This window comes from Catellatospora sichuanensis, assembly GCF_007483665.1.
GTDB lineage: Bacteria > Actinomycetota > Actinomycetes > Mycobacteriales > Micromonosporaceae > Catellatospora > Catellatospora sichuanensis.
Genome location: NZ_VIQO01000010.1, coordinates 71,455 through 96,834, shown reverse-complemented (window position 1 = coordinate 96,834; position 25,380 = coordinate 71,455). Strand labels below are relative to the sequence as shown.

Sequence of the window (25,380 nt, the reverse complement as noted above, 5' to 3'; positions counted from 1 at the left end):
CATCCTTCATGGGTCTCGCGCCACACCTGAGCATCACGGCTCAGCCCGCGAGCGCTCGCTCCTGGAGGAAACATGCGCCGCAACAGCCGCGCCGCCGCCGTCATCGACGCGGCGGTCCTGTTGCTGTCCGGCGCCTCCGGCACGGCCGGCGAGAAATCGCTCTCTCAGCCGGCTGCGGCGGCTTCCACGACCGGCCGCGGCCCTGCTCCCCTCACGACCGACCGCCGGCGCAGCCGCTCACGCGCCACCCTTGGAAAGGACTGCCAGTGACCACGCAGGCAAACGACGACTGGTGGCGTGACGCCGTCGTCTACCAGATCTACCCGCGCAGCTTCGCCGACGCCGACGGTGACGGCACCGGCGATCTGCAGGGCGTGCGCGGCAAGCTGCCGTACCTGCGCGAACTCGGCGTCGACGCGATCTGGCTGAGCCCCTTCTTCACCTCGCCGCTGGCCGACGGCGGCTACGACGTCGCCGACTACCGCGACGTGGACCCGCGCTTCGGCACCCTGTCCGACTTCGACGACATGATGAAGGACGCCCACGCGCTGGGCATCCGGATCATCGTCGACCTGGTTCCCAACCACTCCTCGGACCAGCACGCCTGGTTCCAGGCGGCGTTGGCGGCCGCGCCCGGCTCGGCCGAGCGCGAGCGGTACATGTTCCGCGAGGGCCAGGGGGAGCACGGCGAGCTGGCGCCCAACGACTGGGAGTCCATCTTCGGCGGCCCGGCCTGGACCCGGGTGGCCGACGGCCAGTGGTACCTGCACCTGTTCGCCCCCGAGCAGCCCGACCTGAACTGGGAGAACCCCGAGGTGCGTGCGGAGTTCCGCGACGTGCTGCGGTTCTGGCTGGACCGGGGCGTGGACGGGTTCCGGATCGACGTCGCGCACGGCATGATCAAGGAGGCGGGCCTGCCGTCGGTGGGCCGCACCTCCGACGAGGGCGGCCGCCAGGTCGAGATGCTCGGCAGCGAGCGCCTGCCGTACTTCGACCAGGACGGCGTGCACGACATCTACCGCGAGTGGCGGCCCATCCTGGACGAGTACCCGGGCGGCCGGATGGCCGTGGCCGAGGCGTGGGTGGAGTCCCCGGAGCGGCTGGCCCGTTACATCGGCCGCGACGAGCTGCACCAGGCCTTCAACTTCGACTTCATGATGGCCGACTTCGACCCGTCGTCGTTCCGCACCATCATCGACAAGTCGCTGGCCGAGGCCGCCCTGGTCGGCGCGCCGACCACCTGGGTGCTGTCCAACCACGACAAGTTCCGCCACGTCACCCGCTACGGCGACGGTGACCTGGGCCTGCGCCGGGCCCGCGCCGCCACCCTGCTGATGCTGGCCCTGCCCGGCTCCGCGTACCTCTACAACGGCGAGGAGCTGGGCCTCAACGAGGTTCTCGACCTGCCCGACGAGCTGCGCGAGGACCCGTCGTTCAAGCGCACCGGGGAGAGCCGCGACGGCTGCCGGGTGCCGCTGCCGTGGGGCGGCACCGCGGCCGAGGGCTTCCGGTTCAACCCGGACGGCCTGGGCACGCCGTGGCTGCCGCAGCCGGCGAAGTGGGAGGCGCTGACCGCGCAGGCGCAGGAGTCCGACCCGGACTCGACGCTGAACTTCTACCGCGCGGCGCTGCGCCTGCGCAAGGAGCTGCCCGCGCTCGGCGGCGGCACGCTGACCTGGCTGGACGCGCCCGAGGGTGTGCTGGCCTTCGTCCGCGAGCCCGGCGTCGTGGTGGTCGTCAACATCGCCGACCGCGCCGTCGACCTGGCCGAGCTGAACCTGACCGGCGACGTCCTGCTGTCCAGCGGCCCCCTCCACGAAGACGGCCGCATCCCCGCCGACACCACCGTCTGGCTCACCGCCTGACCTGGTGAAAAGAAGGGCCCCTTCTCATCGCTTTATAGGTGAGAAGGGGCCCTTCCTTCCTTTTGGGCATCGATCAACGCTGGTGGGGGATCGGGCGGCGGGGTGGTGCGGGGGTCGGGGAGGATGAGGGGGTGGTGGCTGTGGTGGGTTGGGTGCAGCGGATGACCGAGGTCGTCGGCGCCCGTTATGACGCGTCGGTGGACCGGGCTCGTAAGCGGTCCGCCGCGTTCGACCACCTGTGGCGGATGAAGGAGCGCTACGCCGACGTGCTGGCCGGGCGGCTGGCCGCGGCGATCGCCTACTACGCCTTCTTCGCCGCGTTCGCGCTGGCCATGGTGGCGTACGCGGTGCTGGTCAAGGTCTTCTCCGGCGACGCCGACCTGGTGGCCGAGGTCGACAAGTTCCTCACCACGTACTTCCCGGCGATGAACACCGAGCAGCTGCGCACCGCGGCCGGTTCCATCGGCACCGTGGGTCTGATCAGCCTGGTGCTGGCCGGGATCGGCTGGGTCGATGCCTGGCGCTCGTCGCAGCGCGCGATCTGGGGGCTGGACCAGCACCCGGGCAACTTCCTCGTGCTGCGGCTGACCGACTTCGGCATGCTGATCGCGCTGGGCCTGCTGATGGGCATCTCGCTGACCGCGATCGACGGCCTGGCGACGCTGTTCGACCTGCTGCCGGGCACCAGCGGCGCGTTCTGGCTGAAGGTGTCCGTCTACGCGGTGACGCTCCTGGTCAACGCGATGATCGGGTTCGCCTTGATCACGGTGCTGCCGCGCGTGCACATGACGCCCCGGCGGCTGCTGCCCGCGATCGGCATCATCGCGGTCGGCCTCACCCTGCTCAACTCGGTCGGCAAGTACTTCGTCGAGCGCACCGAGAACAACCCGGCGTACGTCGCGGTCGCCGCGTCCGTCGGTCTGCTGCTGTACCTGTACCTGTTCAACCAGATCGTGCTGTGGGCGGTCTCCTACGCGGCCACCTCCCCCAACGGCAAGGTGTTCGACCTGGCCTGGGGCCGCCCGCGCAAGCACCACCTGGAGTGGGTGCCGCCCGGCGACATCGCCAAGGCCGAGGCCGAGGCGGTGCAGGCGGAGACCGAGGACGACGCCTCGGACCGGGCCGCGCGGCTGGAGGGTCCGGACGACTCCGACGCGCCGGATACCCGGAAGACCCCCGAAAAGCATCGTGAAGCTCGATGATGGTCGGGTGGGTGCACTCGTGACTTTGGAGCTGCCGGCCGGAGCGCCGCAGCTCGACCTTCCCTGGATCATCACCTTCGGGCCGCTCGACGACGACGAGGAGTGGGAGCCGGTGGTGTGCGGGCCGTACGAGCGTCCGCACGCGCTCGCGCTCGCGCAGCACGTCGTCGCCGACGAGGACCTGATGGCCGTGGTCGAACCGCTGCTGCCGGCGACCTCCCTGGATCAGATCCGCGCGGAGATCGCCAACGCGCAGGACCTGGCCGCGCAGGAGGCCGACGAGATCGACGACGTGCTCGACGACGACACGGACGACGACGAGCACGACCATGACCACGACCACGACGACCACATCGCCGAGGCCCCGAGCGCCGCCGAGCTGAAGGCCGGCTTCGCCCGCATCTCGGCCCGCCTCACCGGCTCCTGACCCGCCACCGCCGACGGCCGCCGGGCCTGTCGCCCGACGCGCCGTTCTGCTGTGCACTTTCGGGGAAACTGCACGAAACGAGGTCATCGTTCGTGCAGTTTCCCCGAAACCGCAGGCGATCTTGGCGAGGTGGAGCGGCGCGAGGCGACGATCAGCCGCGCAGCGCGTAGTCGCGGATGGGCTGCCAGCTGCCGCTGCCGTTGTGCTCGTACCGGGTGAAGTGGCCGACCTCGAACCGGGCCGAGTAGTCGGCCATGCGCTCGAAGACGTCGTCGAGCGCGGGTCCCGGCACGTCGTGCCCGATGGTCACGTGCGGGTGGTACGGATGCGCCAGCTCCCGGGCCAGCGGACCGGTGCGGATCCCGCCGGCCAGCTGCTCGCACTCCCCGATGCCCGTCGCCAGCGCGACGAACACGACCTGGCTGACCGGCCGGAAGGTGCCGGTGCCGCGCAGCTGGATGGCGAACGGGGCGTTCTGCTCCGCCACGCTCAGCAGCAGCTCGTCGAGGCGGCGGTCCAGGTCGGCGGAGACCGGCAGCATGGTCGGGCCGAGCAGGGTGACGTGCGAGGGGATCAGCGCCGCGAGCGGGTCGCCGGTGGACGCGCGGGCCGCGTCGAGTTCGGCACCCCACGGTTGCGGGATGCCGATCGCGATACCGATGGTGCGCTCCACCGACGCCTCCAAAAATTGCCTGGCGCCTGCGGCGCCAGACTGCCCGTCGCTGCGGCCGGCAAACTGTGCTAGCTAGTTCCTACCGTCCTGCGGCCGGCAGGAATCCGATCTTGTCGTAAACCGTAGCCAGCGTCCGCACCGAGACGGTACGGGCCTTCTCGGCACCGATGACCAGCAGTTTGTCCAGTTGCGCGGGGTCGTCGAGATACTCCTGTGTGCGCTGCTGGAACGGCGTCACGAACTCCACCACCACCTCGGCGAGGTCCTTCTTGAGGTCACCGTACCCCTTGCCGGCGTACGCCTCGACCAGCTCGGGGATCGGGCGGCCGGACAGCGCGGAGTAGATGGTCAGCAGGTTGCTCACGCCCGCCTTGGCCTCGGGGTCGAAGATGATGTCGCGGCCGGTGTCGGTGACCGCCGACTTGATCTTCTTGGCGATCTTCGAGGCCGGTTCCAGCAGCTCGATCAGGCCGTTCGTGGTCGACGCGGACTTCGACATCTTCGCGCTCGGATCCTGCAGGTCGAGGATCTTGGCGGTCTCCTTCACGATGTGCGGCTGCGGCAGCGTGAAGGTCTTGCCGAACAGCGTGTTGAACCGCCCTGCCAGGTCCCGGGTCAGCTCCAGGTGCTGGCGCTGGTCCTCGCCCACCGGCACCGAGTCGGCCTGGTAGAGCAGGATGTCCGCGGCCTGCAGGATCGGGTACGTGAACAGGCCCACGCTGGACCGCTCCGCGCCCTGCTTGCTCGACTTGTCCTTGAACTGGGTCATCCGGCTGGCCTCGCCGAAGCCGGTGATGCAGCTCATCACCCAGCCCAGCTGCGCGTGCTCGGGCACGTGCGACTGCACGAAGATCGTGCAGCGGGCCGGGTCGAGACCCGCGGCCAGCAGCTGCGCGACGCTGACCCGGGTGCGCTCGCGCAGCAGCTTCGGGTCGTGCCCGGCGGTGATCGCGTGCAGGTCGACCACGCAGTAGAAAGCGTCGTGCGTCTCCTGCATGCCCACCCAGTTGCGCACCGCGCCCAGGTAGTTGCCCAGGTGGTATGAGCCGCCGGTCGGCTGGATCCCGGAGAGCACCCGGGGCTTGCTGTGCTGGGTCGCGTCGAAGGACATGCGGGCCATTCTCCCACCCGGATGATCCGTCCACGAACCTGGGAACCGGCAGCCGGTGGCGGGACTCACTAGAGTCGCCGAGACGAGGGACCGGGGAGACCATGACCGCGCAGGACGAGCTGGGTGAGCTGTACCACGTCGGGTACCGCCGGCTGGTGGCGCAGGTCTACGCCTTCACCACGGACCTGACCGAGGCGCAGGACGCCGTTCAGGAGGCCTTCGCCCGGGCGCTGGCCCGTCGGCACGGCCTGAGCGATGTGGACGCGCCGGAGGCGTGGCTGCGTACCGTCGCGATCAATGTCGTGCGGCGCCGCTGGCGGCGGCGGCAGCTGCTGGACACCATCCTGTTGCGGGAGCGGCCGCTGGCCCGGGTGACCGCGGCCGCGCCGGAGCCCGACAACACCGATCTGCGCGCGGCGCTGGCTGCCATTCCGAGCCGGTACCGCGAGGTCGTCGTCTTGCACTACCTCGCCGATCTGCCCCTGGACGAGGTCGCCGAACTACTGGAGGTCCCCGTGGGCACGGTCAAGTCGCGGCTCTCCCGGGGCCGGGACGCGCTGCGGGGGCTGCTCGACGACGTCGAGGCCCCGCCGCTGGCCCAGGTGCAGGTCCGCGCGGGCCGGATCAAGACCCGCCGCCGGACGGCGCAGGCCGCGAGCGCCGCCGCGGTGCTACTGGTCGCCAGCGTCGGGTTGTTCCAGCCGTGGCGGCCGCAGCTGTCCCCGGACCAGGCCGCCAACTCGCCGACCGCGGCGGTCACCGCGCCGCCCGCGTCCGTGTACACCGGATCGGGCCTGGTCATCAACGGCATCTTCAACCCGGCCACCGCGCCCGACGTGCCCGGTTTCATCACCGAGTTCGAGCTCGACGGCGCGGCCGGCTGGCTGCGCACCGCCTGCACCAGCCGCGAGCTGCCGACCTGCGAGCCGTCCTTCGCGCGCACCGGTGACGGCGGCCAGACCTGGCAGGTCGTGACCGACACCGGCGCGACGACACCCACGCCGCCCGGCGACCCGGGCTTCACGGTCACCTGGGCCGCGCGCGGCCGCACCCCGTCCGGGCTGTCCTGGGTCGGCGGTCTGGACGGCGGGACGGCCTACCTCGCCTCGACCGCCGACGGCAAGCAGTGGCAGCGGCACCCGCTGGCCGGCGCGGCCGGTGCCGATCGGATCACCGCCACCCTGCGCGGCGAGGACGTGCTCGCCTTCGCGCTGAAAGACAACAAGATCATCGCCGTGTACGCGGGCCGCGTGCCCGTGCGCGTCTCCGGCGGGGCCGCCTTCGCCTCCGTCGGCGAGCCCGTGTACCTGCCCGACGGCCGGATCCTGGTGGCCGGACCGGAGAGCCGGTTCTACGTCAGCGGCGACCTCGGCGTGAGCTTCGCCCCGGCGGGCGGCAGCCTGCCGACGGTGGGCGAGCTGCGCGCCACGTCCGACGGCTACGTCGCGCTCGACCTGTTCCGCGCAGGCTGGGTGGCCGTCTCCACGGACGGCCTGACCTGGCGCAAGCTGCCGATCCGCTGACCTCGCGGTCCGGCACCCGGCCTCGGCGCGCGTAGCCGCGGGCACGCCGACCGGGCCAGGTCCCCGAGGCCGCCGCTCGCGCGGTCAGGCTGGGTCGGGCAGCGGGGCTGGGTCCACCCCGATCGGGTCCACCGGGCCCAGGTCCACCGGGGTCAGCCGGACCCGGGCGACACGGCGGCCGTCGAGGGCCAGCACAGTCAGCCGGTAGGCCTCCAGCGTGGCGCTGTCCCCGGCCGCGGGCAGCCGGCCCAGCGCGCTCATCAGGAAGCCGCCCACCGTCTCGTACGGGCCGGCGGGCAGCGTGATGCCGGTGCGCTCGGCGAAGTCGGCGAGGTTGAGCATGCCGTCGACCTCGTCCGGCGCGGGGCCGCCCGGGGTGTGGGCGGCGGGGGTGTCGTCGTACTCGTCGTGGATCTCCCCGACCAGTTCCTCGATCAGGTCCTCGAGGGTCACGATGCCCGCGGTGCCGCCGTACTCGTCGACGACCACGGCGATGGTGTGCCGCTCACGCCGCATCTCCGACAGCGCGGCGAGCACCGGCTTGCTGGCGGGCAGCCTCTTGATCTCGCGGGACAGCTCGCCCACCGAGCGATCCGGCCGCTCGTCCCAGAGCAGGTCGCGCAGGTGGACGAAGCCCACCACGTCGTCATGGCTGCCGTCCGCGATCGGCATGCGGGTGTGCCCGGCCTCGCGCGCCTCGGCGATCGCCTCCGCGACCGTCATGCCCACCGCCAGGAACCACACCTCGGTACGCGGCACCATCACCTCGCGCAGCGTGGCCGCCGAGCGCGACAGCGCCTTGCTGATGATGTGCCGCTCCTCCGGGTCCAGCGCGGTGTTCACGGCGATCAGCTCGCGCAGCTCGGCCTCGGTGATCTGCTCCCGCCCGGCGGTCGCCTCGACCCCCAGCACCCGGCTCGTCCAGCGGGTGAGCGCGTCGGCGGCCCGTACGATGGCCGGTGCCACGGCACGGGCCATCCGCCCGGGCGGACGTAACCGGGGCTCCCGACGGCGCGGCTCGCGGCCATGGGTCTCCCGCTGGCGGGGGGTGTTCTGCCGGGGCACGGACATGGGCGCATATTAGCGTTCCCGGATAACCGTTCCCGCATGACGAGCGCCACGGCCAGCACGGGCACCGCGATTTCCGGGATTTCGCGGGTGTCCGGCGCAAGCCGGCAGCCCACCGGGAACGTTGGAGCCTGTTGCTTTATGTTTGAATGTGATGAGATAGCGATACGACACTACCGCCGCGGCGCGGGCTACGCTGGCCCGCACGAGCAGTTCGAGGAGCGTCTTACATGAAGGTACTGGTCACCGGGGGCGCTGGATACGTCGGCAGCGCTGTGGCGCGGCTGCTCGTCGACGCAGGCCACGAGGTCGTCGTGCTCGACGACCTGTCCCGCAACGACGCCTCCCAGGTGCCCGCGGGCGCCCGCCTCGTCCAGGCGCGCATCCACGACGCCGCCACCGTGCTCACCCCCGAGGCCGGGTTCGACGCGGTGCTGCACTTCGCCGGGCTGATCTCGGCCGGGGAGTCGATGGCGCAGCCCGAGCTGCACTGGGACAACAACACCGTCGGCTCGCTGGCGCTGCTCGACGCGATGCGCGCGGCCGGGGTGAAGCGCCTGGTGTTCTCCTCCACCGCGGCCACCTACGGCGACCCGTCCGAGCTGCCGCTGACCGAGACCGCGATCACCAGGCCGGTCAACACGTACGGCGCCACCAAGCTCGCCGTCGACCTGGCCATCGCCTCCGAGGCGCACGCCCATGAGCTGGCCGCGGTCAGCCTGCGCTACTTCAACGTGGCCGGCGCGCTGGTGCTGCCGGATGGCTCGATGATCGGTGAGCGGCACGACCCGGAGACCCACCTGATCCCGATCGCGCTCCAGGTCGCGGCCGGGCAGCGGGAGAAGCTCGCCATCTTCGGCGACGACTACCCGACCGCCGACGGCACCTGCATCCGCGACTACATCCACGTCGGCGACCTGGCCCAGGCCCACCTGCTGGCGCTGGAGGCGGCCCGCCCCGGCGAGCATCGGATCTACAACCTCGGCAGCGGCACCGGCTTCTCCTGCAAGGAGGTCGTCGACGCGGTCCGCGAGGTCACCGGGCACCCGCTGCCGGTGGAGATGGCCCCGCGCCGCCCCGGAGACCCGGCCGAGCTGGTCGCCTCGTCGGACAAGGCCCGCACCGAGCTCGGCTGGACCCCGGTCAAGCCCGACCTGCGCGACATCGTCGCCGACGCCTGGACCTTCTTCCGGAGCGGGCTGTGACGGTCATGGACCAGGGTGTATGGGCCGCGCCGGGCCGGATCAACCTGATCGGCGAGCACACCGACTACTGCGACGGCTTCGTGCTGCCGTTCGCGCTGCCGCAGCGGACCGTTGTCACCGCGGCCCGGCTCGACCGTCCGGAGTGGACCGTCACCTCGACGCTGACCGGCGAGACGGTCAGCTTCGACCTGTCCGAGCCGGTCACCGGCTGGGCCGCGTACGTCGCCGCGGTGGTCTGGGTGCTGCGCGACGCCGGCCACGAGGTGCCCGGCGCGCGGCTGTCCATCGACTCCGACGTTCCCGGCGGCGCGGGGCTGTCCTCGTCCGCGGCCCTCGAATGCGCGGTGCTGTCGGCACTGGCCGACCTCGGCGGGCTCGACATCCCACTGGAGCAGCGGCCTCTGCTGGCCCAGCGCGCCGAGAACGTGTACGTCGGCATGCCCTGCGGGGTGATGGACCAGTCCGCCTCGACGCTGTGCCGCGAGGGCCACGCGCTGTTCCTCGACTGCCGCAGCATGGCCACCGAACACGTCCCGCTGGACCTGGCCGGTCAGGGCCTGGCCATCCTCGTCATCGACAGCCGCGCCCCGCACCAGCTCGTCGACGGCGAGTACGCCGCCCGCCGCGCCGCCTGCGAGCGGGCCGCGACACTGCTCGGCGTGCCCGCGCTGCGCGACGCTACCCTGGACGACCTGTCCCGGTTGGACGACGAGCTGCTGATCCGCCGCTCCCGCCACGTCATCACCGAGAACGCCCGCGTGCTCGACACCATCGCGCTGCTGCGCGACGGCCGGCTGCGCGAGATCGGCCCGCTGATGACCGCCTCGCACGCCTCGATGCGCGACGACTTCGAGATCACCGTGCCCGAAGTGGACGAAGCCGTCGAGACGGCCCTGACCGCCGGCGCGTACGGCGCCCGGATGACCGGCGGCGGCTTCGGCGGCTGCGTCCTGGCCCTGGTCGAAGCCGAAAAGGCCGGCACCGTCGCCGAAGCGGTCACCGCCGCCTTCGCCGCCCGCGGCTTCACCCCACCTGCCACCTTCACCGCCCTCCCTTCCCCCGGCGCCCACCGCCTGTCCTGAGCGCAAGGAAGGGCACCTTCTTAACGCTCCGCGTAGAAGAAGGTGCCCTTCTTAACTCGGCCTGCGTAGCGGCCCTGAGCGCCGGCGACCGTACCGCCCGTGGCAGACCCGACGCGGCCACAACCCGTCACGGCGTGCTCGGTTAGGGGGGCGCACCCGGCGGCGCCCCCGCCCCCGGGGGCGCGGGGGCCCCCGCGCGCCGGGCCCCCCCCCCCCCCCCCCACCCCCCGCCCGGGCGGGGGGGGGGGGGCCCCCCCCCCCCCCCCCCACCCCCCCACGCCGCTTCGCAGGTACCACCGCGCGGCACCGCCGGGCAGGTGAGCCAGGACGGCTCGTCGTCCGGTGCGCCGCCATGCCACCGCAGATGCGGGCGTGCTCCGCCACGGTGGCAAAGGTGTCCTTCCCGACACCACAGTGGACGGTCTTGCGGGCATGCGGCAGGATGCCGCGCATGGCTTCCGCGGAACGCAACGTCTACCTCGACCAGGTCGTGGCCCAGTCGGCACAGCTCGAGCAGGACCTGCGGGTCAAGAAGGCCCCCATGGCCCAGGCCCCGGCACCGGGCGGTGGCGGCGACACCAGCAACCGGGCCCGGCGCAGCGCCGCCGAGGCGGCGACCACCCCGCCCACCGCCGTCGACGTACGCGTCACCGGCTTCGGCCCGTGGAAGACCGTGCTCGTCCCGCCGAACGCGTTCGTCGTGCACACCCGGCGCGGCCGCGACAAGCCGCTGCACCTGGGCCTCGGCACGTCGTTCCGATACCGGTCGGCCACCGACTCCTACCTCGTGGTGCCCGGCACCATGCAGACCATCCTGCTCAACGCCTTCTGCATCTGCCGCGAACTGCAGGGCGTGCTCGTCCAGGCGTACGTCCAGTGGATCGTCCAGGACATCGCCACCGCCTACCGCAAGCTCGACTTCGGCGACGCCTCCGACCCGATGCGACTGGTCAACCTCCAGCTGAAGGAGCAGGCCGAAGCGGCGATCAAGGACAAGGTCGCCACCATGAGCGTGCACGAGGTGCTCAGCGACAAGCAGCCCATCATCGAGGAGCTGACCGCCCGGCTGCGCGGCGTCGCAGAGTCGAATCAGGAAGCACAGGGCGCTGGCGACAGCGACACCGGCCTCGGCCTGCGCATCGTCACCGTGCAGATCAAGGAGGCCGTGGTCACCTCCGCGCGGCTCTGGGAGAACCTGCAGAAGCCGTTCCGCTCCGAGCAGGGCCAGCTCGCCCGGCTCGCGGAGCTGGGCGCGCAGGAGATCATCACCGGCCGGGAGCTGGCCTCCCAGCGCCTGGACCAGTTGCAGCGCCTGGAGAACGACCGCGAGCTGGCCGACCTCAAGGCCCGCAACGCCGCGGTCGCGTTCGACCGGGACGCCGCCGAGCGGCTGCGCCGAGGCGAGCGCGAGCAGGCCGACGCCCGTGCGCTGGCCAGCCAGGCCAGTGAGACCACCCTGCACGAGCTGGAGCTGGAGCAGCAGCGGCACGCGCAGGAGACCGAGATGCGCCGGCTGCGCCTGGAGCTGGAGCAGACACTGCAGCGCCTCACCCTGGACCACGATCTCGCCGTCGCCCGCGACCGCGCCGAGCAGCTGCACGCCGCCGCGCTGCTGGAACTGGAGCGCGACCGGGTCAGCCAGGACATCGCCAACGGGCGCTCACCCGAGGCGGTCCAAGCCGAGCTGATCGCGCGCCTGCCGGAGATCGTCGCCAAGCTGCCGAAACCGGACGAGCTGCGTACGGTCAACCTGTCCGGCGCGGACGGCGGCAGCCTGGCCGGCATCGTCGCAGAGCTGGCCGCCGCGGTCACCGCGATCCGGTCGGCGGTGTCGCGCGGATGATCGCCTGGGTGGGCCCGTCCGACGCGGCGTTCGGCGCGGTCGCGGAGCTGTTCGACGACTACCGGGCGCACTACGGACAGCAGCGGGGATACGGCGCGACCCGGCAGTGGCTGCAGGAGCAGGCGGGCTCACCGGGGCTGCGGATCAGTGCCGCCTTCACCGCTGGGCGGCCGTGTGGCCTGCTCACCGTGCTGGTGGTGCCTGCGTCGCTGACGCTGGGCACGTTCTGGATGATCCGCGACCTGTACGTGCCGCCGGAGCACCGGGGCAGCGGCCACGCGCGGGCCCTGGTGACGCATGCCGTGGCAGCCGCCCGCGCCGCGAACGCCCGCCGAGTCTCCCTCCAGACCGAGCACGACAACACCGCCGCCCGCACGCTCTACCGCAACCTCGGCTTCCACGAGGTCGACGGCTACGTCAGCTACACGATCGACGGCTGACCCCGACCGTCGCGGACAGGGTCGGCTGCACTTTCGGGGAAAGTGCGCGAAAGCAGCCATCCCAAGCTGCACTTTCCCCGAAAGTGCAGCTTGCACGGACGGGGGTGGGGGTGAGGGCTGTGTATACGCGAAACCGCACCTGCCCGGGCGGGCGGGTGCGGTTTCGTGGTGCGGTGTGTTGCCTGGTCAGGCGGCTTCGATGATCATGCCGGCGGCGACGGTGCGGTTGGTGGCCTCGTCGATGATGATGAACCCGCCGGTGGTGCGGTTGCGGCGGTATTCGTCGGCCATCAGCGGGATCGTGGTGCGCAGCCGGATGCGGCCGATGTCGTTCAGGCCGAGCTGGCCGGCGGTCTCGTCGCGGTGCAGGGTGTTGACGTCGAGGCGGTACTGCAGGCCCTTGACGATCGCGCGGGCCGTACGGGTCGTGTGCTTGACCGCGTACTTGGCACCGACCGTCAGCGGCTTGTCGTCCATCCAGCAGACCAGCGCCTCGATGTCCTGCGCCGGGGTCGGCGCGTTGTGCGGTCGGCAGATCATGTCTCCGCGCGAGATGTCGATCTCGTCTTCGAGCCGCACGGTCACGCTCATGGGCGGGAACGCCTCGGCGACGGGCCCGTCGGCGGTGTCGATGCCGGCGATCCTCGTGGTCATCCCCGAGGGCAGGACCATGACCTCGTCACCGGGCTTGAGGATGCCCGACGCGACCTGTCCGGCATACCCGCGGTAGTCCGTCACGACGGTCGACTGCGGCCGGATCACGTACTGGACGGGGAAGCGCACGTCGACGAGGTTGCGGTCGGACGCGATGTGCACGTGCTCGAGGTGGTGCAGCAGCGACGGACCCTCGTACCAGGGCATGTTGGTGCTGCGGGTGGCGATGTTGTCGCCGTTGAGCGCGCTGATCGGGATGATCGCGAGATCGGTGATGTCGAGTTTGGCCGCGAACGAGGTGAACTCGTCGACGATGCGGTCGTAGACGGCCTGGTCGAAGTCGACCAGGTCCATCTTGTTGACGCACAGGACCAGGTGCGGCACGCGCAGCAGCGAGCACAGGAACGCGTGCCGCCGCGACTGCTCCACGATGCCCTTGCGCGCGTCCACCAGCACCAGGGCCAGGTCCGCGGTCGAGGCGCCGGTGACCATGTTGCGGGTGTACTGGATGTGCCCCGGGGTGTCCGCGATGATGAACTTGCGCCGCGGGGTCGCGAAGTAGCGGTACGCGACGTCGATCGTGATGCCCTGTTCCCGCTCGGCCCGCAGGCCGTCGGTCAGCAGCGCCAGGTTGGTGTACTCGTCACCACGCGCAGCGGACACGGCCTCGACGGCTTCGAGCTGGTCCTCGAACAGCGACTTCGTGTCGAAGAGCAGCCGGCCGATCAGCGTCGACTTACCGTCGTCGACCGACCCCGCCGTCGCGAAACGCAGCAGATCGACCCGGCCCTCGGGACGGGCGGCCTCGGTCGTGGGCTCGGCAACAGCGGTCATCAGAAGTACCCCTCACGCTTGCGGTCTTCCATCGCCGCTTCACTGACCTTGTCATCCCCGCGCGTGGCGCCACGCTCGGTCACCCGGGTCGCGGCGACCTCCGCGATCACCTTCTCCACCGTGTCCGCCTCGGATGCCACCGCAGCCGTCAGAGTGGCGTCACCGACGGTGCGGTAGCGCACGCGGGCCTTGAAGACGTTCTCGCCCGGCTTGGCCGCGATGAACTCGTTGACCGCGAACAACATGGCATCGCGGGACACGACCTCGCGCTCGTGCGCGTAGTAGATCGACGGCAGCGGGATCGCCTCCCGCGCGATGTAGTGCCAGATGTCCAGCTCGGTCCAGTTCGACAACGGGAACACCCGGATCGACTCACCGGGGTGATGCCGCCCGTTGTAGAGCGACCACAGCTCAGGACGCTGGTTCTTCGGGTCCCACTGCCCGAACTCGTCCCGGAAGCTGAAGACCCGCTCCTTGGCGCGGGCCTTCTCCTCATCCCGGCGCGCGCCGCCGAACAGCGCATCGAACCGGTACTTGTCCACCGCGTCGAGCAGCACCGGCGTCTGGATCCGGTTGCGCGAACCACCCGCCGGCTCGGTGACCAGACCGTTCGCGATCGCCTCCGGCACCGATGCCACGATCAACTGCAGGCCGAGTTCCTGCACCCGGCGGTCGCGGTATTCGAGCACCTCGGGGAAGTTGTGACCGGTGTCGACATGCATCACCGGGAAAGGGATCCGGCCCGGAGCGAACGCCTTCTGCGCCAGGCGCAGCATCACGATCGAATCCTTGCCACCCGAGAACAGCAGCACCGGACGCTCGAACTCCGCCACCACCTCCCGCATCACGAAGACACTCTCGGCTTCGAGAGCGTCGAGGTGGGAGACCCGGTACGCAGCCGGCTGCTCAGACGCAGGCTGGATCATATCCAGACCTTTCCTAGTGAATTACTCGGGAATCTACCGTACACGCGGTCGCGCTTGCCGATCAAGAATGCTGTGACACGGCCGACAACAGGTCAGCGGCCAGATCGCGGCGGCAGACGATCAGATCGGGCAGGCTCGCGTCCGACTGGTTGTAGACCAGCGGCGAGCCGTCGATGCGCGAGGTGTGCAGGCCCGCCGCGGCGGCGACGGCGACCGGGGCCGCCGAGTCCCACTCGTACTGGCCGCCGCCGTGGATGTAGGCGTCGACCTCGCCGGTGACCACGGCCGCGATCTTGGCGCCGGCCGAGCCCATCGGCACCAGCTGCGCGCCGACCTGCTCGGCCACCGCGGCCAGGAACGCCGGCGGGCGGGTACGGCTGGTCGCGATGCGGATCGGGCCGCCGGCGGCGACCTGCGGGGACAGCGGCGGGTACGGCGCGGCCGGCACGCTGCCGAGTACGCGCTGCTGCGCGGGCAGGCCGACGGCTCCCGCGGCGAGCACGCCCGTGGTCTGCCCGGTACGCCGCCACAGCGCGACGTGCACGGCCCAGTCGGCGCGGCCCTGCTCGCCGAACTCGCGGGTGCCGTCGAGCGGGTCGATGATCCACAGTCGGTTGGCGGTGAGCCGGACGGGGTCGTCCACGCCCTCCTCGGACAGCACCGCGTCGGCGGGCCGCCAGCGGGCCAGTTGGGTCATGAGCAGGTCGTGCGAGCGCTTGTCACCGGCGGCCCGCAGGCCCGCCGGGTCGTCGAAACCGAGTTCGTCACGCAGGGCGAGCAGCAGGTCGCCGGCCTGTCGGGCCAGCCATACGGCGAACGCGCCGTCTTCCACCGGGGGCATCAGTACGCTCCAGAGCTACGGGCGACGGCGGTCAGCGTACGCAGGAGAATGAGCAGATCCATGGACATCGACCAGTTCTCGACATAGCGGAGATCCAACCGGACCGCCTCCTCCCACGGCAGGTCGGATCGCCCGGAGACCTGCCAGAGTCCTGTCATTCCGGGCTTCACCGCCAGCCTGCGCCGTACGTCGTCGGCGTACGCGGCGACCTCGCAGGGCAACGGCGGCCGGGGCCCCACCAGCGACATCTGCCCCAGCAGCACGTTCAGCAACTGCGGCAGCTCGTCCAGCGAATAGCGGCGCATCCATTTGCCCATCGCGGTCACCCGCGGATCATCCCGGATCTTGAACAGCACTCCGTCGTGCTCGTTGAGATGCTTCAGCTCGGCCAGCCGCGCTTCGGCATCGGTGTACATGGTACGGAACTTGTAGATGACGAATTCGCGGCCGTCCCTGCCGACTCGTACCTGCTTGAACAGAGCCGGCCCCTGGGAGTCGATGCGCAGCGCCATCGCGGTCACCAGCAGCAGCGGCGCGGACATCACCAGCAGCAGCGCCGCCCCGGCCCGGTCCATCAGCTCCTTCATCACCCGGCTGCCGCCGGACAGCCGCGGATGTTCCACGTGCAACATCGGCAGCCCGTCCACCGGGCGGATGGTGGTGCGGCCGCCGGCCACGTCGATCAGGGCGCTGGCCACGATCAGGTCGATCTCGTCGCGCTCCAGCTGCCAGGCCATCCGGCGCAGCGCGTGCCCGTCGAGCTCGGGGCAGCTGAGCACGATCACGGTGTCCGCGCCCGCGGCCCGCACGGCCGGCGCGACGTCGTCGAAGGTGCCGTACACCGGCAGGCCGACGCGGCCGTCGCTGCCCCGCGGCACGCACGCGCCGACGACCTCCAGGCCGTGGAAGCGTTCGCGGCACAGCTGCCTGGTCAGGCCGATGATGGCCAGCTCGTGCCCGACCACGATGGTCCGGCGCAGGCAGTCGCCGCGCTCGCGGCGCCGGTGCAGCCGCTTGCGGATCGCGAACCGGGTCAGCACGAGCGTCCCGGTGGCGGCCGGGAGCGCGATGAGCACGTACGAGCGGGCGGTGGGCAGCTCCAGGGCGTACGAGCCGACGGCCGCGGTCGCGATCAGCCACAGCCCGCCGCGCATGACCCGGTCGTACTCCTGCGTGCCCACGTACAGGTAGCGCTTGTCGTAGGCCCGGGTCAGCGACAGCGACGCGAGCAGCGCGAACGGCAGCGCCAGCGACAGCAGGGCGTACGTGCTGGTGTACGGGGTGATCGAGGTGCCGAAGCGCAGCATGTAGACGAGCACACCGGCGGCCGCGCCGACGAGCAGGTCCGAGCCGAGCAGGGTGCGCAGGTATCGCTGCTCCCAGCCCTTGCGGCGGTCGAGCACGCGCATCGGCAGGCCGATGTGGGTGCTGCCCCGGTGCAGTGGGCGGCGGCTCGCGGCGGGCCGGTGCTGCGGCGTCTGCGGGCGTACCGCGACCAGGCCCACCGGCGCGGGGCTGAACGGCGCCGGGCCCGCGGGCGTGGGGGTGGCGGTATAGGAGAGCGCACCCGAGGCGTCGATGTGCCGGTGTCGCTGCGGGTAGGGCCGTGGGCCGCGCCGATCGTCGTCTCGGCGCTGCTCCATGAATGCCCCCCGTCACCTACCCGGCGACACCGACCTGCGGAAACGGGCTGGCAGGTGCGCCTGACGGTTACAACGCGAGAATGCGGCAAATGTGACGGCGGCCGGCTGTCGGGGATCAGGCGGTGTGGTACGTCTGCTGCGCCGCGGCCAGACCGCCCTTGACGATCGCCTCGACCGCGTCCGCCGCCCGGTCCACCAGGAAGTCGAGTTCCTTGCGTTCGGCGGCGGAGAAGTCGGACAGCACGTAGTCGGCGGGGTCCTGGCGGCCGGGCGGGCGGCCCACGCCGAACCGCACCCGCAGATACTCCTTGGTGGCCAGCGACTTGGTCATCGAGCGCAGCCCGTTGTGGCCGCCCTCGCCGCCGCCCACCTTCAGCCGCAGCTGTCCGTACGGGATGTCCAGCTCGTCGTGCACGGCGATGATCTGCTCGGGCGGCACCTTGTAGAACTGGCTCAGCGCCGCGGCGGGACCGCCGGACAGGTTCATGTAGGTCAGCGGCTTCACCAGGATCAGGCGCGGCGCGTCCACACCGAACCCGAGCCGGGCCTCGGCGACGTCGGCGACGGCCTTGCGGTGCCGGCCGAACTTCACGCCCGTGCGTTCGGCCAGCAGGTCGGCGATGAAGAACCCGACGTTGTGCCGGTTGCCTGCGTACTGCGTCCCCGGATTGCCCAGGCCCATGATCAGCCACGGTGCGGCCTGCTCCATGCACACTCCCCTGAATACGCTCGTGGCGTCCTTCATGCTCTTACAGCATGAAGGACGCCACGGTCGAACGCTAAAGCGATCAGGCCTGGGCGGACACGGCCTCGGCCTCGGCCTCGGCGGCCTCGGGTGCCTCGGCGGTCTCGCCCTCGAGCTGCTCGGCGGTCGGGGCCGCGTTCACCACGGCGACCATGGTGTCGGCGTCGACAGCCAGCTGGGAGCCCTTCGGCAGGGTGATGTCACCGGCGGTGATGTGCGCACCGGCCTCGAGGCCCTCGATGGAGACCTCGACGAACTCCGGCAGGTGCAGCGCCTCGGCGATGATGGAGATCTTGTCGTGCTCGTGCATGACCAGCGTGCCCTTGGCGGCCTCGCCGACCAGGTGCACCGGCACGTCGACGGTGACCTGCTCGCCGCGCTTGACGATGATCATGTCGATGTGCTCGAAGGTGTCCTTCAGCGGGTCGCGCTGGATGGCCTTCGGCAGCGCCAGGGTCTTGGTGCCGTCGGGCGAGACGAGCTCGAAGACGGTGTTGATGCCGCCGTGGCGGATGGCGGCGGCGAACTCGCGGGCGGGCACCGCGATGTGGCGCGGGGCCTCACCGTGGCCGTAGATGACGGCGGGCACGAGGCCCAGACGACGGGTGCGACGGGCGCCACCCTTGCCGAACTCGGTACGCGGCTCGGCGCTGATCTTAACTTCAGACACGATTCATCTCCTGCTCAACGGGTCTCTGTCAGGCCGAGCGAACGAGGGCGCGCGGGGTAACATGACCCGGAGCACCGCGTCGATCACGGCGCCATCAACAGGCTTTTCGACCCGCAGGGCACCCTCGCCGTGGCAACCCGATTACTGTACCCGATCACTTTCGGTGATCCCCGGCGGGGCGGCCCATGTCACCCCTGCTCCCGGTTTATCGGCGAGGGCTGCGCCCACCTGCCGAAGATCCGGCAAACCGACCCGCCCCTTGGGCGGAACTTCGCCCCGCATAGACATTGGCCTATGACATCGAAAAATGGGCGCGCGGATTCGACGTCATAGGCCAGCGTCTATCAAAAACGGGGGCTCGGACCGGACACGCACGGCAGGCCCGGTCGAAGCGGGCTGGTCAGCTGAGACCGCCGAACAGGGTGGTGACGGAGCCGTCGTCGAAGACCTCGCGGATCGCGCGGGCCAGCAGCGGGGCGATGGACAGCACGGTCAGCTTGTCGAACTGCTTGTCCGAGCCCAGCGGCAGCGTATTGGTAACGATGACCTCGCTGATACGGCTGTTCTTCAGCCGCTCGGTGGCGGGGTCGGAGTGCACGGCGTGCGTGGTCGTCACGATGACGTCCGCGGCGCCGTTGTCGAACAGGATGTCCGCGGCCTTGCAGATGGTGCCCGCAGTGTCGATCATGTCGTCGACCAGGATGCAGGTGCGGCCGGCGACCTCGCCGATGACCCGGTTCGCGACCACCTGGTTGGGCTTGAGCGGGTCGCGGGTCTTGTGGATGAACGCCAGCGGGCAGCCGCCGAGGCGGTCGGTCCAGCGCTCACCGACGCGCACCCGGCCCGAGTCCGGCGACACCACGGTCAGCTCGCGGTGGCCGTAGTTGGCCTGTACGTAGTCGGCCAGGATATCCATCGCGAACAGGTGGTCCACCGGGCCGTCGAAGAAACCCTGGATCTGCGCGGTGTGCAGGTCGACGGTGAGGATGCGGTTGGCGCCGGCGGTCTTGAGCAGGTCCGCGATGAGGCGGGCGGAGATCGGCTCCCGGCCGCGGTGCTTCTTGTCCTGGCGGGCGTACGGGTAGAACGGGAGCACCACGGTGATGCGCTTGGCCGAGCCGCGCTTCGCCGCGTCGATCATCAGCAGGGTCTCCATGATCCAGTTGTTCACCGGCTGGGTCATGGACTGGACGATGAAGGCGTCCGAACCACGGACGGACTCCTTGTAACGGACAAACGTCTCACCGCTGGCGAAGTCATACGCCGTCGTCGGGGTCACCCCCACGCCCAGCACCTCGCCGATCTCCTTCGCGAGCTCGGGGTAGGCCCGGCCCGAGAAAAGCATCAGATTCTTGCGGTTCTCAGTGACGATGCTGCCCATCGGCTTGCCGCCCCTTCACGATGGTCTGCGGTCAGTATCACCTTTTCGGTTCATCCTCTCCCGGCGGTTCGCCAACCAGCCAGCAAGGCTGTTCCTGGGTGCGACAGATCACGGACAGACCGCTTGCCCCGGAGTTCACGCAGGTGACACCAGGGTGCCTTGCCCGGCCCCGACGACGGGCGCTACCTTCGTTAAGCACAAGTGTCCGTACAGAAAGGCTGCGCTCGATGGCCCGGGACCGGTCCGGAGAACCGACGCTCGTTCAGCGTCGGATCCTCCTGCTGCTCGCCGCAGGTTTCACCGTGCAGACGATCACCAAGCTGGTCTTCCTCAGCGAGCGCGCCGTGCACGACCACATCGCCAACCTCAAGCAGGCCACCGGCGCGAAGAACCAGTTCTCCCTCGGGGCCGAGGCAGCCAAGCGCGGTTGGCTCGAGGACGAGGACGAGCAGCCCGGCCGCCGCTGATCCGGCCCACGTAGACGAAAAGGCTCGGCCCCGCAGGGCCGAGCCTTTTGCAGTTTCGCCGAGGGTCAGCCCTCGTCAGCCGGGCGCTCCGCCGACTCGGCCCGCTCGGCCGCCTCGGCCGCCGCGCTGCCCGGACGGGACCGGCGCACCCAACCCTCGATGTTGCGCTGGTGTGCCCGCGCCACCGCGAGAGCGCCCGGCGGCACGTCCTTGTCGATCACCGAACCGGCCGCCGTGTACGCCCCGTCGCCGATCCGCACCGGCGCCACGAACGTGGTGTCGCAGCTCGTCTTCACGTGCGAGCCGATCACGGTGTGGCTCTTGGTGCTGCCGCTGTAGTTCGCGAACAGGTTGCCCGCGCCGATGTTGGTCTGCTCGCCGATCGTCGCGTCGCCCACGTACGTCAGGTGCGGCACCTTGGTGCCCTCGCCCAGGGACGCGTTCTTGATCTCGACGAAGGTGCCGACCTTGCCCTTGCGGCCGATCCGCGCCCCCGGACGCAGGTACGCGTACGGGCCCACGGACACGTTGGGGCCGATCTCGGCCTGCACCGCGTGTGCACGCACCACCTGGGCCTGCTCGCCCACCACGGTGTCCACCAGCGTCACGTCCGGGCCCACCACGGCGCCGGTGCCCACGGTCGTCGCCCCGCGCAGCTGCACGTTCGGCTCCAGCAGCGCGTCGCGCTCCACCGTCACCGTGGCGTCGACCCAGGTCGTGGCCGGGTCGACGATGGTCACCCCGGAGCGCATCAGCGCGAGGTTGATCCGGTCGCGCAGCAGCGCCCGCAGCGACGCCAGCTCGGCCCGGTCGTTGCAGCCCAGCGTCTCGGTCGCGTCTGCGGCCAGGTGCACGCGCACCGGCGAGCCCTGCGTCACGAACAGCTCGAAGACGTCGGTGAGGTATTCCTCGCCCTGGTCGTTGTCGGTGGTCAGCTTCGCCAGCGCGGTCCGCAGCGCGGCCGCGTCGAAGGCGTAGATGCCCGCATTGATCTCGCGGATGGCCCGCTGCTCCGGCGTCGCGTCGCGCTCCTCGACGATGCGGGACAGCCCGCCGTCGGCGTCGCGGACCAGCCGGCCCAGGCCGGTCGGATCGGGCACCGACGCACCCAGCACGGTCGCCGCCGCGCCCGCCGACTCGTGCGCCTCGACCAGGTCCTGCAGCGTCTGCGCGCGCAGCAGCGGCACGTCGCCGTTGAGCACGACCACGGTGCCGTCCAGTTCGCCGAGCGCCTCGACGGCGATGCGCACCGCATGGCCGGTGCCGTTCTGCTGCGCCTGGAGTGCGGTCGCCACGTCCGGCGCGATCTCGGCCAGGTGCGCGGTGACCTGGTCTGCGCGGTTGCCGACGACGGCCAGGGTGCGCTGTGCGCCGAGCGGGTCCGCGGCGGCGAGCACGTGGCCCACCAGGGAGCGGCCGAGCAGCGGATGCAGCATCTTCGGCAGATCCGACTTCATCCGCTTACCCTCGCCCGCAGCGAGAACGATCACCGTACGAGTCACGAGCTGCCTAACGTCGATCCGAACAATTGCTTAAGCTCGGCTGCCAGGGCTCGAACCTGGAAAGCGCGCTCCAAAGGCGCGAGTGTTGCCAATTACACCACAGCCGACCGGGGTCGCCTGACAGCTTAGCGCCTACCCCGCCTTCGCCGGTCGCCCACTTCCGGGCGGCCCGCAGCCCAGGCTCGCGGCGTGCCGAAACACCTTCCGACCTGGCCTGACAGTCACCCAGAGGGGGTGGCCCCAGGACGACCCGCCATACCGCGCACGCGCGGGCCGCAGGGAAATTCCCGCAGGCGACTCTGTCAAACTACGGTCCCGTAGGTTACGGTGTCGTAGGTAGCCCAAACCCGTGCCTTCCACCCAGCTCCAGCGAGGTGCCATGACCACGACAGCCATTGACACGCCTACCGGCACCGCGGCATCTGCGCGCGGACAGAAGCCGCTGACCGAGGGAGCCCAGTCGAAGGGCACCTTGATCGGGCTCTGGGCCTTCGTGGTCCTGCCGTTCCTGGCGCTGTTCGCGGTCGTCCCGGTCGCCTGGGGCGGCTGGCTGAACGCCACCGACGTGGTGATCTTCGCGGTGATGTACGTGGTGACGGGGCTGGGCATCACGGTCGGCTACCACCGCTACCTGACGCACAGCTCGTTCAAGGCGACGCGGTGGCTGCGCGTGACGCTGGCGGTCTCGGGCGCGATGGCCGTGCAGGGCTCGCCGACCCAGTGGGTCGCCGACCACCGCCGCCACCACCAGTACTCGGACCTCGAGGACGACCCGCACTCGCCGTGGCGTTTCGGCAACTCGTTCAAGGGCCTGACCAAGGGCATGTTCCACGCCCACGTGGGCTGGCTGTTCGCCCGCGAGCTGTCCAACCGCACCCGCTTCGCGCCCGACCTGCTGGCCGACAAGGACATCGCCAAGGTCGACAAGCTGTTCGGCCTGCTGTCGCTGACCACCGCGTTCGCGCCGGCCGTCGTCGGCGGCCTGGTGACCTGGTCGTGGCAGGGCGCGCTGACCGCGTTCTTCTGGGCCGGCCTGGTCCGCATCGGCCTGCTGCACCACGTCACCTGGGCCATCAACTCGGTCTGCCACGTCTACGGCGAGCGCCCGTTCGAGATGCGCGAGGGCGACAAGGCCTCCAACTTCTGGCCGCTGGCGATCCTGTCCTTCGGCGAGAGCTGGCACAACCTGCACCACTCGGACCCGACCAGCGCCCGGCACGGCGTGCTGCGCGGCCAGATCGACATCTCGGCCCGGGTGATCTGGTTCTTCGAGAAGTTCGGCTGGGCCACGAACGTCAAGTGGCCCAAGGCCGACCGGCTCAAGGCGAAGATGCTCGACCGCGACGCCGAGCCCAAGCTGGCCCGGTGACCGTCGAGACGACCGGCGGACCGACTCCGCTGGCGGCTCGTCCCGAAGGCTCGCCCGGACGGCGGGCCGCCGAGGATGCCCCACCAGCGTCGCCCCCGTCCTCCTGGCAGGATGGGGGCGTGGCAGACGACTCCCGTGACGCGCGGCCGGCCGGACGGCAGGCCGCGCCGCCGAAGACCGGCTCACGGGTACGCATGAGCTTCTCCCAGCGCCGCGAACAGCTGATCGCCGTGGGGCGTCAGCTGTTCGCCGAGCGCGGTTTCGACGCGACCTCGATCGAGGAGATCGCCTCCCGCGCCAAGGTCTCCAAGCCCGTGGTCTACGAGCACTTCGGCGGCAAGGAAGGCCTGTACGCCGTCGTGGTGGACCGTGAGGTCACCTCGCTGCTGACCCGGGTCACCTCCGCGCTGACCGCGGGACACCCTCGGGAGCTGCTGGAGCAGGCGGCGCTGGCGCTGCTGGACTACATCGAGGAGGAGACCAACGGCTTCCGCGTGCTGGTGCGCGAGTCGCCGGTGATGTCCTCGTCGGGCAACTTCTCCTCGGTGCTCAACGACGTCGCGCACCAGGTCGAGCACATCCTCGGCGCCGAGTTCAAGACGCGGGGCTACGACCCGAAACTGGCCGAGCTCTACTCGCAGGCGCTGGTGGGCATGGTCGCGCTGACCGGCCGCTGGTGGCTGGAGGTGCGCAAGCCGCGCAAGGAGACGGTGGCCGCGCACCTGGTCAACCTGTGCTGGAACGGTCTGGCCCAACTGGAGCCCAAGCCCGCCCTGCTGACCCGCAAGGGCGTCAAGTAGCTCCGTCGCCCGCGGTAGCGGCCGCTCGGTGTCGTCCGGAGCGCAGCGCAGGATGGCGCCGATCAAGGCCGCGGTAGCCGGCGAGCATGTCACAGCTACTTGTTGGCGTGCGGTTTGACCGCGAACTTGTCGCCGGGGCGGGTGCTGTGGCGCAGGACCTCTTCGGCGATGGACTGGGCCGGCGTGCCGACCTTCCCGTACATCCCGGCGATCAGCATGATCGTGCCGATGATGAACGAGACCACGCAGGTCGAGATCTCGTAGTTGAGCTTGTTCAGCGGCGTCTGCATGACCGTCAGCATCACGAGCCCGGCCAGCAGGAAGACCGCGCCGCCCCAGATGTTGATGAAGTGGTCGATGTTGCGGCCGATGATCGCGCCGCCGAGCACGACCGCGCCGACGATGATGGACAGCCAGGCGAACGCGGGATTGGTCTTCAGCCCGAGCGCCTCGGTGTCGCCGCGGTCGAAGAACGGTTCACCGGCGGTGCGGATGGCCCCGACGATGCCGAACACCAGCAGGTACGCACCCGACAGTCCCGCCAGGAAGCGCCACTGGGGCCTTAGTCGGTGATTGACCGGTAGATGCATGACCCCAGTGTCCCGCCGGGAGTGTCCCGGCGGGACCGAATCATGGCAAATCAGGCCGCGCCGTGGCGGTGCTTCTCCTCCGCGGCGGCCTTGGCGGCAGAGCCGACCTTGACGTACATGCCGGCGGTGAACAGGACCGCGCCGATGAGGTACGAGACGATGCAGGTGGTCATCGTGAAGTTGAGCACATTCGACTCGGTGCGCATCAGCGCCATCATCACGGTGCCTGCGATCAGGAAGCCGATGCCGACCCACATGTCGACGAAGCGGTCCAGGTTGCGGCCGACCAGCGTGGCCAGCAGCACCGCGACACCGGCGGCGATGCTCGCGTACGAGAACGCGGGGTTGGTCTTCAGCCCGAACGCGCTGGCCTTGCCCTGGTGGAGCAGCGGCTCGCCCTGGCTGTCGAGGTAGCCGAGCACGCCGAACGCCAGCACGAACAGCCCGGCGAGCAGGGCCAGCCCGCGGTAGAGCGGGCGCAGGGAGTGGTTGACGGGCATGTGGGAAGCCATGTCGCAG

The 25,380-nt window shown here is 70.6% G+C and carries 25 protein-coding genes and 1 tRNA gene; 12 read left to right on the top strand and 14 right to left on the bottom strand.

The annotated features are described in order from the left end of the window. Positions 1 to 72: 72 nt before the first annotated feature. The 4 genes from FLL47_RS44130 to FLL47_RS20470 all read left to right on the top strand — a co-directional run bounded on the left by FLL47_RS44130 (position 73) and on the right by FLL47_RS20470 (position 3,494). Positions 73 to 270, top strand: a complete 198-nt coding sequence (locus tag FLL47_RS44130) for a hypothetical protein (protein ID WP_246158389.1) — start codon at positions 73 to 75, stop codon at positions 268 to 270. Next, complete coding sequence (locus FLL47_RS20480) at positions 261 to 1,865, top strand: glycoside hydrolase family 13 protein (RefSeq protein ID WP_246158367.1); 1,605 nt, start codon at positions 261 to 263, stop codon at positions 1,863 to 1,865. Before FLL47_RS44130 ends, FLL47_RS20480 begins: the two co-directional genes overlap by 10 nt. A 131-nt stretch (positions 1,866 to 1,996) precedes the next feature. Continuing rightward, a complete protein-coding gene (locus tag FLL47_RS20475) occupies positions 1,997 to 3,067 on the top strand; it encodes a YihY/virulence factor BrkB family protein (RefSeq protein ID WP_144122151.1) in 1,071 nt (356 codons plus the stop codon). Between the two features lie 7 nt (positions 3,068 to 3,074). Further along, positions 3,075 to 3,494, top strand: a complete 420-nt coding sequence (locus tag FLL47_RS20470) for a hypothetical protein (RefSeq protein ID WP_144122150.1) — start codon at positions 3,075 to 3,077, stop codon at positions 3,492 to 3,494. 151 nt (positions 3,495 to 3,645) lie between these two features. On the opposite strand, the gene FLL47_RS20465 is transcribed toward FLL47_RS20470, so the two are convergent. Together FLL47_RS20465 and trpS are read right to left on the bottom strand one after the other, a co-directional pair. After that, the gene (locus FLL47_RS20465; protein ID WP_425457735.1) at positions 3,646 to 4,179 is read right to left on the bottom strand and encodes a 2'-5' RNA ligase family protein; all 534 of its coding nucleotides are present in this window, start codon (positions 4,177 to 4,179) and stop codon (positions 3,646 to 3,648) included. 67 nt (positions 4,180 to 4,246) lie between these two features. Further along, on the bottom strand, positions 4,247 to 5,278 hold the full coding sequence (gene trpS / locus FLL47_RS20460) for a tryptophan--tRNA ligase (protein ID WP_144122148.1): 1,032 nt from the start codon (positions 5,276 to 5,278) through the stop codon (positions 4,247 to 4,249). 101 nt (positions 5,279 to 5,379) lie between these two features. On the opposite strand from trpS, the gene FLL47_RS43675 reads away from it, so the two are divergent. After that, the gene (locus FLL47_RS43675) at positions 5,380 to 6,801 is read left to right on the top strand and encodes a sigma-70 family RNA polymerase sigma factor (RefSeq protein WP_222106123.1); all 1,422 of its coding nucleotides are present in this window, start codon (positions 5,380 to 5,382) and stop codon (positions 6,799 to 6,801) included. 84 nt (positions 6,802 to 6,885) lie between these two features. Here the strand turns inward: FLL47_RS43675 and FLL47_RS20450 are convergent, their stop codons facing one another. After that, positions 6,886 to 7,872, bottom strand: a complete 987-nt coding sequence (locus FLL47_RS20450) for a hemolysin family protein (protein WP_425457734.1) — start codon at positions 7,870 to 7,872, stop codon at positions 6,886 to 6,888. A gap of 227 nt (positions 7,873 to 8,099) precedes the next feature. Between FLL47_RS20450 and galE the strand changes: the two genes are divergently transcribed. The 4 genes from galE (at position 8,100) to FLL47_RS20430 (ending at position 12,439) form a co-directional block, all read left to right on the top strand. Further along, complete coding sequence (gene galE / locus FLL47_RS20445; RefSeq protein ID WP_144122147.1) at positions 8,100 to 9,074, top strand: UDP-glucose 4-epimerase GalE; 975 nt, start codon at positions 8,100 to 8,102, stop codon at positions 9,072 to 9,074. Positions 9,075 to 9,079: 5 nt separating this feature from the next. Beyond that, on the top strand, positions 9,080 to 10,156 hold the full coding sequence (galK, locus tag FLL47_RS20440; protein WP_144122366.1) for a galactokinase: 1,077 nt from the start codon (positions 9,080 to 9,082) through the stop codon (positions 10,154 to 10,156). A gap of 451 nt (positions 10,157 to 10,607) precedes the next feature. Continuing rightward, on the top strand, positions 10,608 to 11,999 hold the full coding sequence (locus tag FLL47_RS20435; protein ID WP_144122146.1) for an SPFH domain-containing protein: 1,392 nt from the start codon (positions 10,608 to 10,610) through the stop codon (positions 11,997 to 11,999). Beyond that, positions 11,996 to 12,439: a GNAT family N-acetyltransferase gene (locus FLL47_RS20430; RefSeq protein WP_144122145.1), complete on the top strand. Its 444-nt coding sequence runs from the start codon at positions 11,996 to 11,998 to the stop codon at positions 12,437 to 12,439. Before FLL47_RS20435 ends, FLL47_RS20430 begins: the two co-directional genes overlap by 4 nt. Before the next feature lie 186 nt (positions 12,440 to 12,625). Here the strand turns inward: FLL47_RS20430 and cysN are convergent, their stop codons facing one another. The 7 genes from cysN to FLL47_RS20395 form a co-directional block, all read right to left on the bottom strand. Further along, the gene (cysN, locus tag FLL47_RS20425) at positions 12,626 to 13,927 is read right to left on the bottom strand and encodes a sulfate adenylyltransferase subunit CysN (RefSeq protein ID WP_144122144.1); all 1,302 of its coding nucleotides are present in this window, start codon (positions 13,925 to 13,927) and stop codon (positions 12,626 to 12,628) included. Next, the gene (cysD, locus tag FLL47_RS20420; protein ID WP_144122143.1) at positions 13,927 to 14,853 is read right to left on the bottom strand and encodes a sulfate adenylyltransferase subunit CysD; all 927 of its coding nucleotides are present in this window, start codon (positions 14,851 to 14,853) and stop codon (positions 13,927 to 13,929) included. Before cysD ends, cysN begins: the two co-directional genes overlap by 1 nt. A gap of 61 nt (positions 14,854 to 14,914) precedes the next feature. Beyond that, entirely contained in the window at positions 14,915 to 15,694 is a 780-nt protein-coding gene (locus FLL47_RS20415) for a 3'(2'),5'-bisphosphate nucleotidase CysQ (protein ID WP_144122142.1), read from the bottom strand. Further along, positions 15,694 to 17,337: a sugar transferase gene (locus FLL47_RS20410; protein WP_144122141.1), complete on the bottom strand. Its 1,644-nt coding sequence runs from the start codon at positions 17,335 to 17,337 to the stop codon at positions 15,694 to 15,696. Before FLL47_RS20410 ends, FLL47_RS20415 begins: the two co-directional genes overlap by 1 nt. Before the next feature lie 115 nt (positions 17,338 to 17,452). Continuing rightward, positions 17,453 to 18,046: an aminoacyl-tRNA hydrolase gene (gene pth, locus FLL47_RS20405; RefSeq protein WP_144122140.1), complete on the bottom strand. Its 594-nt coding sequence runs from the start codon at positions 18,044 to 18,046 to the stop codon at positions 17,453 to 17,455. A gap of 79 nt (positions 18,047 to 18,125) precedes the next feature. After that, the gene (locus FLL47_RS20400) at positions 18,126 to 18,752 is read right to left on the bottom strand and encodes a 50S ribosomal protein L25/general stress protein Ctc (RefSeq protein WP_144122139.1); all 627 of its coding nucleotides are present in this window, start codon (positions 18,750 to 18,752) and stop codon (positions 18,126 to 18,128) included. A 400-nt stretch (positions 18,753 to 19,152) separates the two neighbouring features. Next, a complete protein-coding gene (locus FLL47_RS20395; RefSeq protein WP_144122138.1) occupies positions 19,153 to 20,133 on the bottom strand; it encodes a ribose-phosphate diphosphokinase in 981 nt (326 codons plus the stop codon). A gap of 227 nt (positions 20,134 to 20,360) precedes the next feature. On the opposite strand from FLL47_RS20395, the gene FLL47_RS20390 reads away from it, so the two are divergent. Further along, positions 20,361 to 20,600 carry a LuxR C-terminal-related transcriptional regulator gene (locus tag FLL47_RS20390; RefSeq protein WP_144122137.1) on the top strand — a complete coding sequence of 80 codons (240 nt, stop codon included), beginning with the start codon at positions 20,361 to 20,363 and terminating at the stop codon, positions 20,598 to 20,600. A 65-nt stretch (positions 20,601 to 20,665) separates the two neighbouring features. Here FLL47_RS20390 and glmU read toward each other — a convergent pair whose 3' ends face one another. Both glmU and FLL47_RS20380 read right to left on the bottom strand, forming a co-directional pair. Then, positions 20,666 to 22,102 (bottom strand): bifunctional UDP-N-acetylglucosamine diphosphorylase/glucosamine-1-phosphate N-acetyltransferase GlmU, encoded by a 1,437-nt coding sequence (glmU, locus tag FLL47_RS20385; protein ID WP_342780340.1) that lies wholly within the window; start codon positions 22,100 to 22,102, stop codon positions 20,666 to 20,668. A gap of 35 nt (positions 22,103 to 22,137) precedes the next feature. Continuing rightward, a tRNA-Gln gene (locus FLL47_RS20380) sits at positions 22,138 to 22,209 on the bottom strand. A 272-nt stretch (positions 22,210 to 22,481) separates the two neighbouring features. Here FLL47_RS20380 and FLL47_RS20375 point away from each other — a divergent pair. Continuing rightward, positions 22,482 to 23,471: an acyl-CoA desaturase gene (locus FLL47_RS20375; protein ID WP_144122136.1), complete on the top strand. Its 990-nt coding sequence runs from the start codon at positions 22,482 to 22,484 to the stop codon at positions 23,469 to 23,471. 194 nt (positions 23,472 to 23,665) lie between these two features. Next, complete coding sequence (locus FLL47_RS20370) at positions 23,666 to 24,271, top strand: TetR/AcrR family transcriptional regulator (RefSeq protein WP_246158365.1); 606 nt, start codon at positions 23,666 to 23,668, stop codon at positions 24,269 to 24,271. A 95-nt stretch (positions 24,272 to 24,366) separates the two neighbouring features. Here FLL47_RS20370 and FLL47_RS20365 read toward each other — a convergent pair whose 3' ends face one another. Further along, positions 24,367 to 24,861, bottom strand: a complete 495-nt coding sequence (locus FLL47_RS20365; RefSeq protein WP_144122134.1) for a DUF4383 domain-containing protein — start codon at positions 24,859 to 24,861, stop codon at positions 24,367 to 24,369. A gap of 50 nt (positions 24,862 to 24,911) precedes the next feature. Beyond that, a complete protein-coding gene (locus FLL47_RS20360; RefSeq protein WP_144122133.1) occupies positions 24,912 to 25,373 on the bottom strand; it encodes a DUF4383 domain-containing protein in 462 nt (153 codons plus the stop codon). Between the last annotated feature and the right edge of the window lie 7 nt (positions 25,374 to 25,380).

What these genes read in the sequence shown, in the direction of transcription:
- FLL47_RS44130 (WP_246158389.1), top strand. Translation starts at nt 73, where the DNA reads ATGCGCCGCAACAGCCGCGCCGCCGCCGTCATCGACGCGGCGGTCCTG.
- trpS (WP_144122148.1), bottom strand. Translation starts at nt 5,278, where the DNA reads ATGTCCTTCGACGCGACCCAGCACAGCAAGCCCCGGGTGCTCTCCGGG.
- FLL47_RS43675 (WP_222106123.1), top strand. Translation starts at nt 5,380, where the DNA reads ATGACCGCGCAGGACGAGCTGGGTGAGCTGTACCACGTCGGGTACCGC.
- FLL47_RS20450 (WP_425457734.1), bottom strand. Translation starts at nt 7,872, where the DNA reads ATGTCCGTGCCCCGGCAGAACACCCCCCGCCAGCGGGAGACCCATGGC.
- galE (WP_144122147.1), top strand. Translation starts at nt 8,100, where the DNA reads ATGAAGGTACTGGTCACCGGGGGCGCTGGATACGTCGGCAGCGCTGTG.
- galK (WP_144122366.1), top strand. Translation starts at nt 9,080, where the DNA reads ATGGACCAGGGTGTATGGGCCGCGCCGGGCCGGATCAACCTGATCGGC.
- FLL47_RS20435 (WP_144122146.1), top strand. Translation starts at nt 10,608, where the DNA reads ATGGCTTCCGCGGAACGCAACGTCTACCTCGACCAGGTCGTGGCCCAG.
- FLL47_RS20430 (WP_144122145.1), top strand. Translation starts at nt 11,996, where the DNA reads ATGATCGCCTGGGTGGGCCCGTCCGACGCGGCGTTCGGCGCGGTCGCG.
- cysN (WP_144122144.1), bottom strand. Translation starts at nt 13,927, where the DNA reads ATGACCGCTGTTGCCGAGCCCACGACCGAGGCCGCCCGTCCCGAGGGC.
- cysD (WP_144122143.1), bottom strand. Translation starts at nt 14,853, where the DNA reads ATGATCCAGCCTGCGTCTGAGCAGCCGGCTGCGTACCGGGTCTCCCAC.
- FLL47_RS20415 (WP_144122142.1), bottom strand. Translation starts at nt 15,694, where the DNA reads ATGCCCCCGGTGGAAGACGGCGCGTTCGCCGTATGGCTGGCCCGACAG.
- FLL47_RS20410 (WP_144122141.1), bottom strand. Translation starts at nt 17,337, where the DNA reads ATGGAGCAGCGCCGAGACGACGATCGGCGCGGCCCACGGCCCTACCCG.
- pth (WP_144122140.1), bottom strand. Translation starts at nt 18,046, where the DNA reads ATGGAGCAGGCCGCACCGTGGCTGATCATGGGCCTGGGCAATCCGGGG.
- FLL47_RS20395 (WP_144122138.1), bottom strand. Translation starts at nt 20,133, where the DNA reads ATGGGCAGCATCGTCACTGAGAACCGCAAGAATCTGATGCTTTTCTCG.
- FLL47_RS20390 (WP_144122137.1), top strand. Translation starts at nt 20,361, where the DNA reads ATGGCCCGGGACCGGTCCGGAGAACCGACGCTCGTTCAGCGTCGGATC.
- FLL47_RS20375 (WP_144122136.1), top strand. Translation starts at nt 22,482, where the DNA reads ATGACCACGACAGCCATTGACACGCCTACCGGCACCGCGGCATCTGCG.
- FLL47_RS20370 (WP_246158365.1), top strand. Translation starts at nt 23,666, where the DNA reads ATGAGCTTCTCCCAGCGCCGCGAACAGCTGATCGCCGTGGGGCGTCAG.
- FLL47_RS20365 (WP_144122134.1), bottom strand. Translation starts at nt 24,861, where the DNA reads ATGCATCTACCGGTCAATCACCGACTAAGGCCCCAGTGGCGCTTCCTG.
- FLL47_RS20360 (WP_144122133.1), bottom strand. Translation starts at nt 25,373, where the DNA reads ATGGCTTCCCACATGCCCGTCAACCACTCCCTGCGCCCGCTCTACCGC.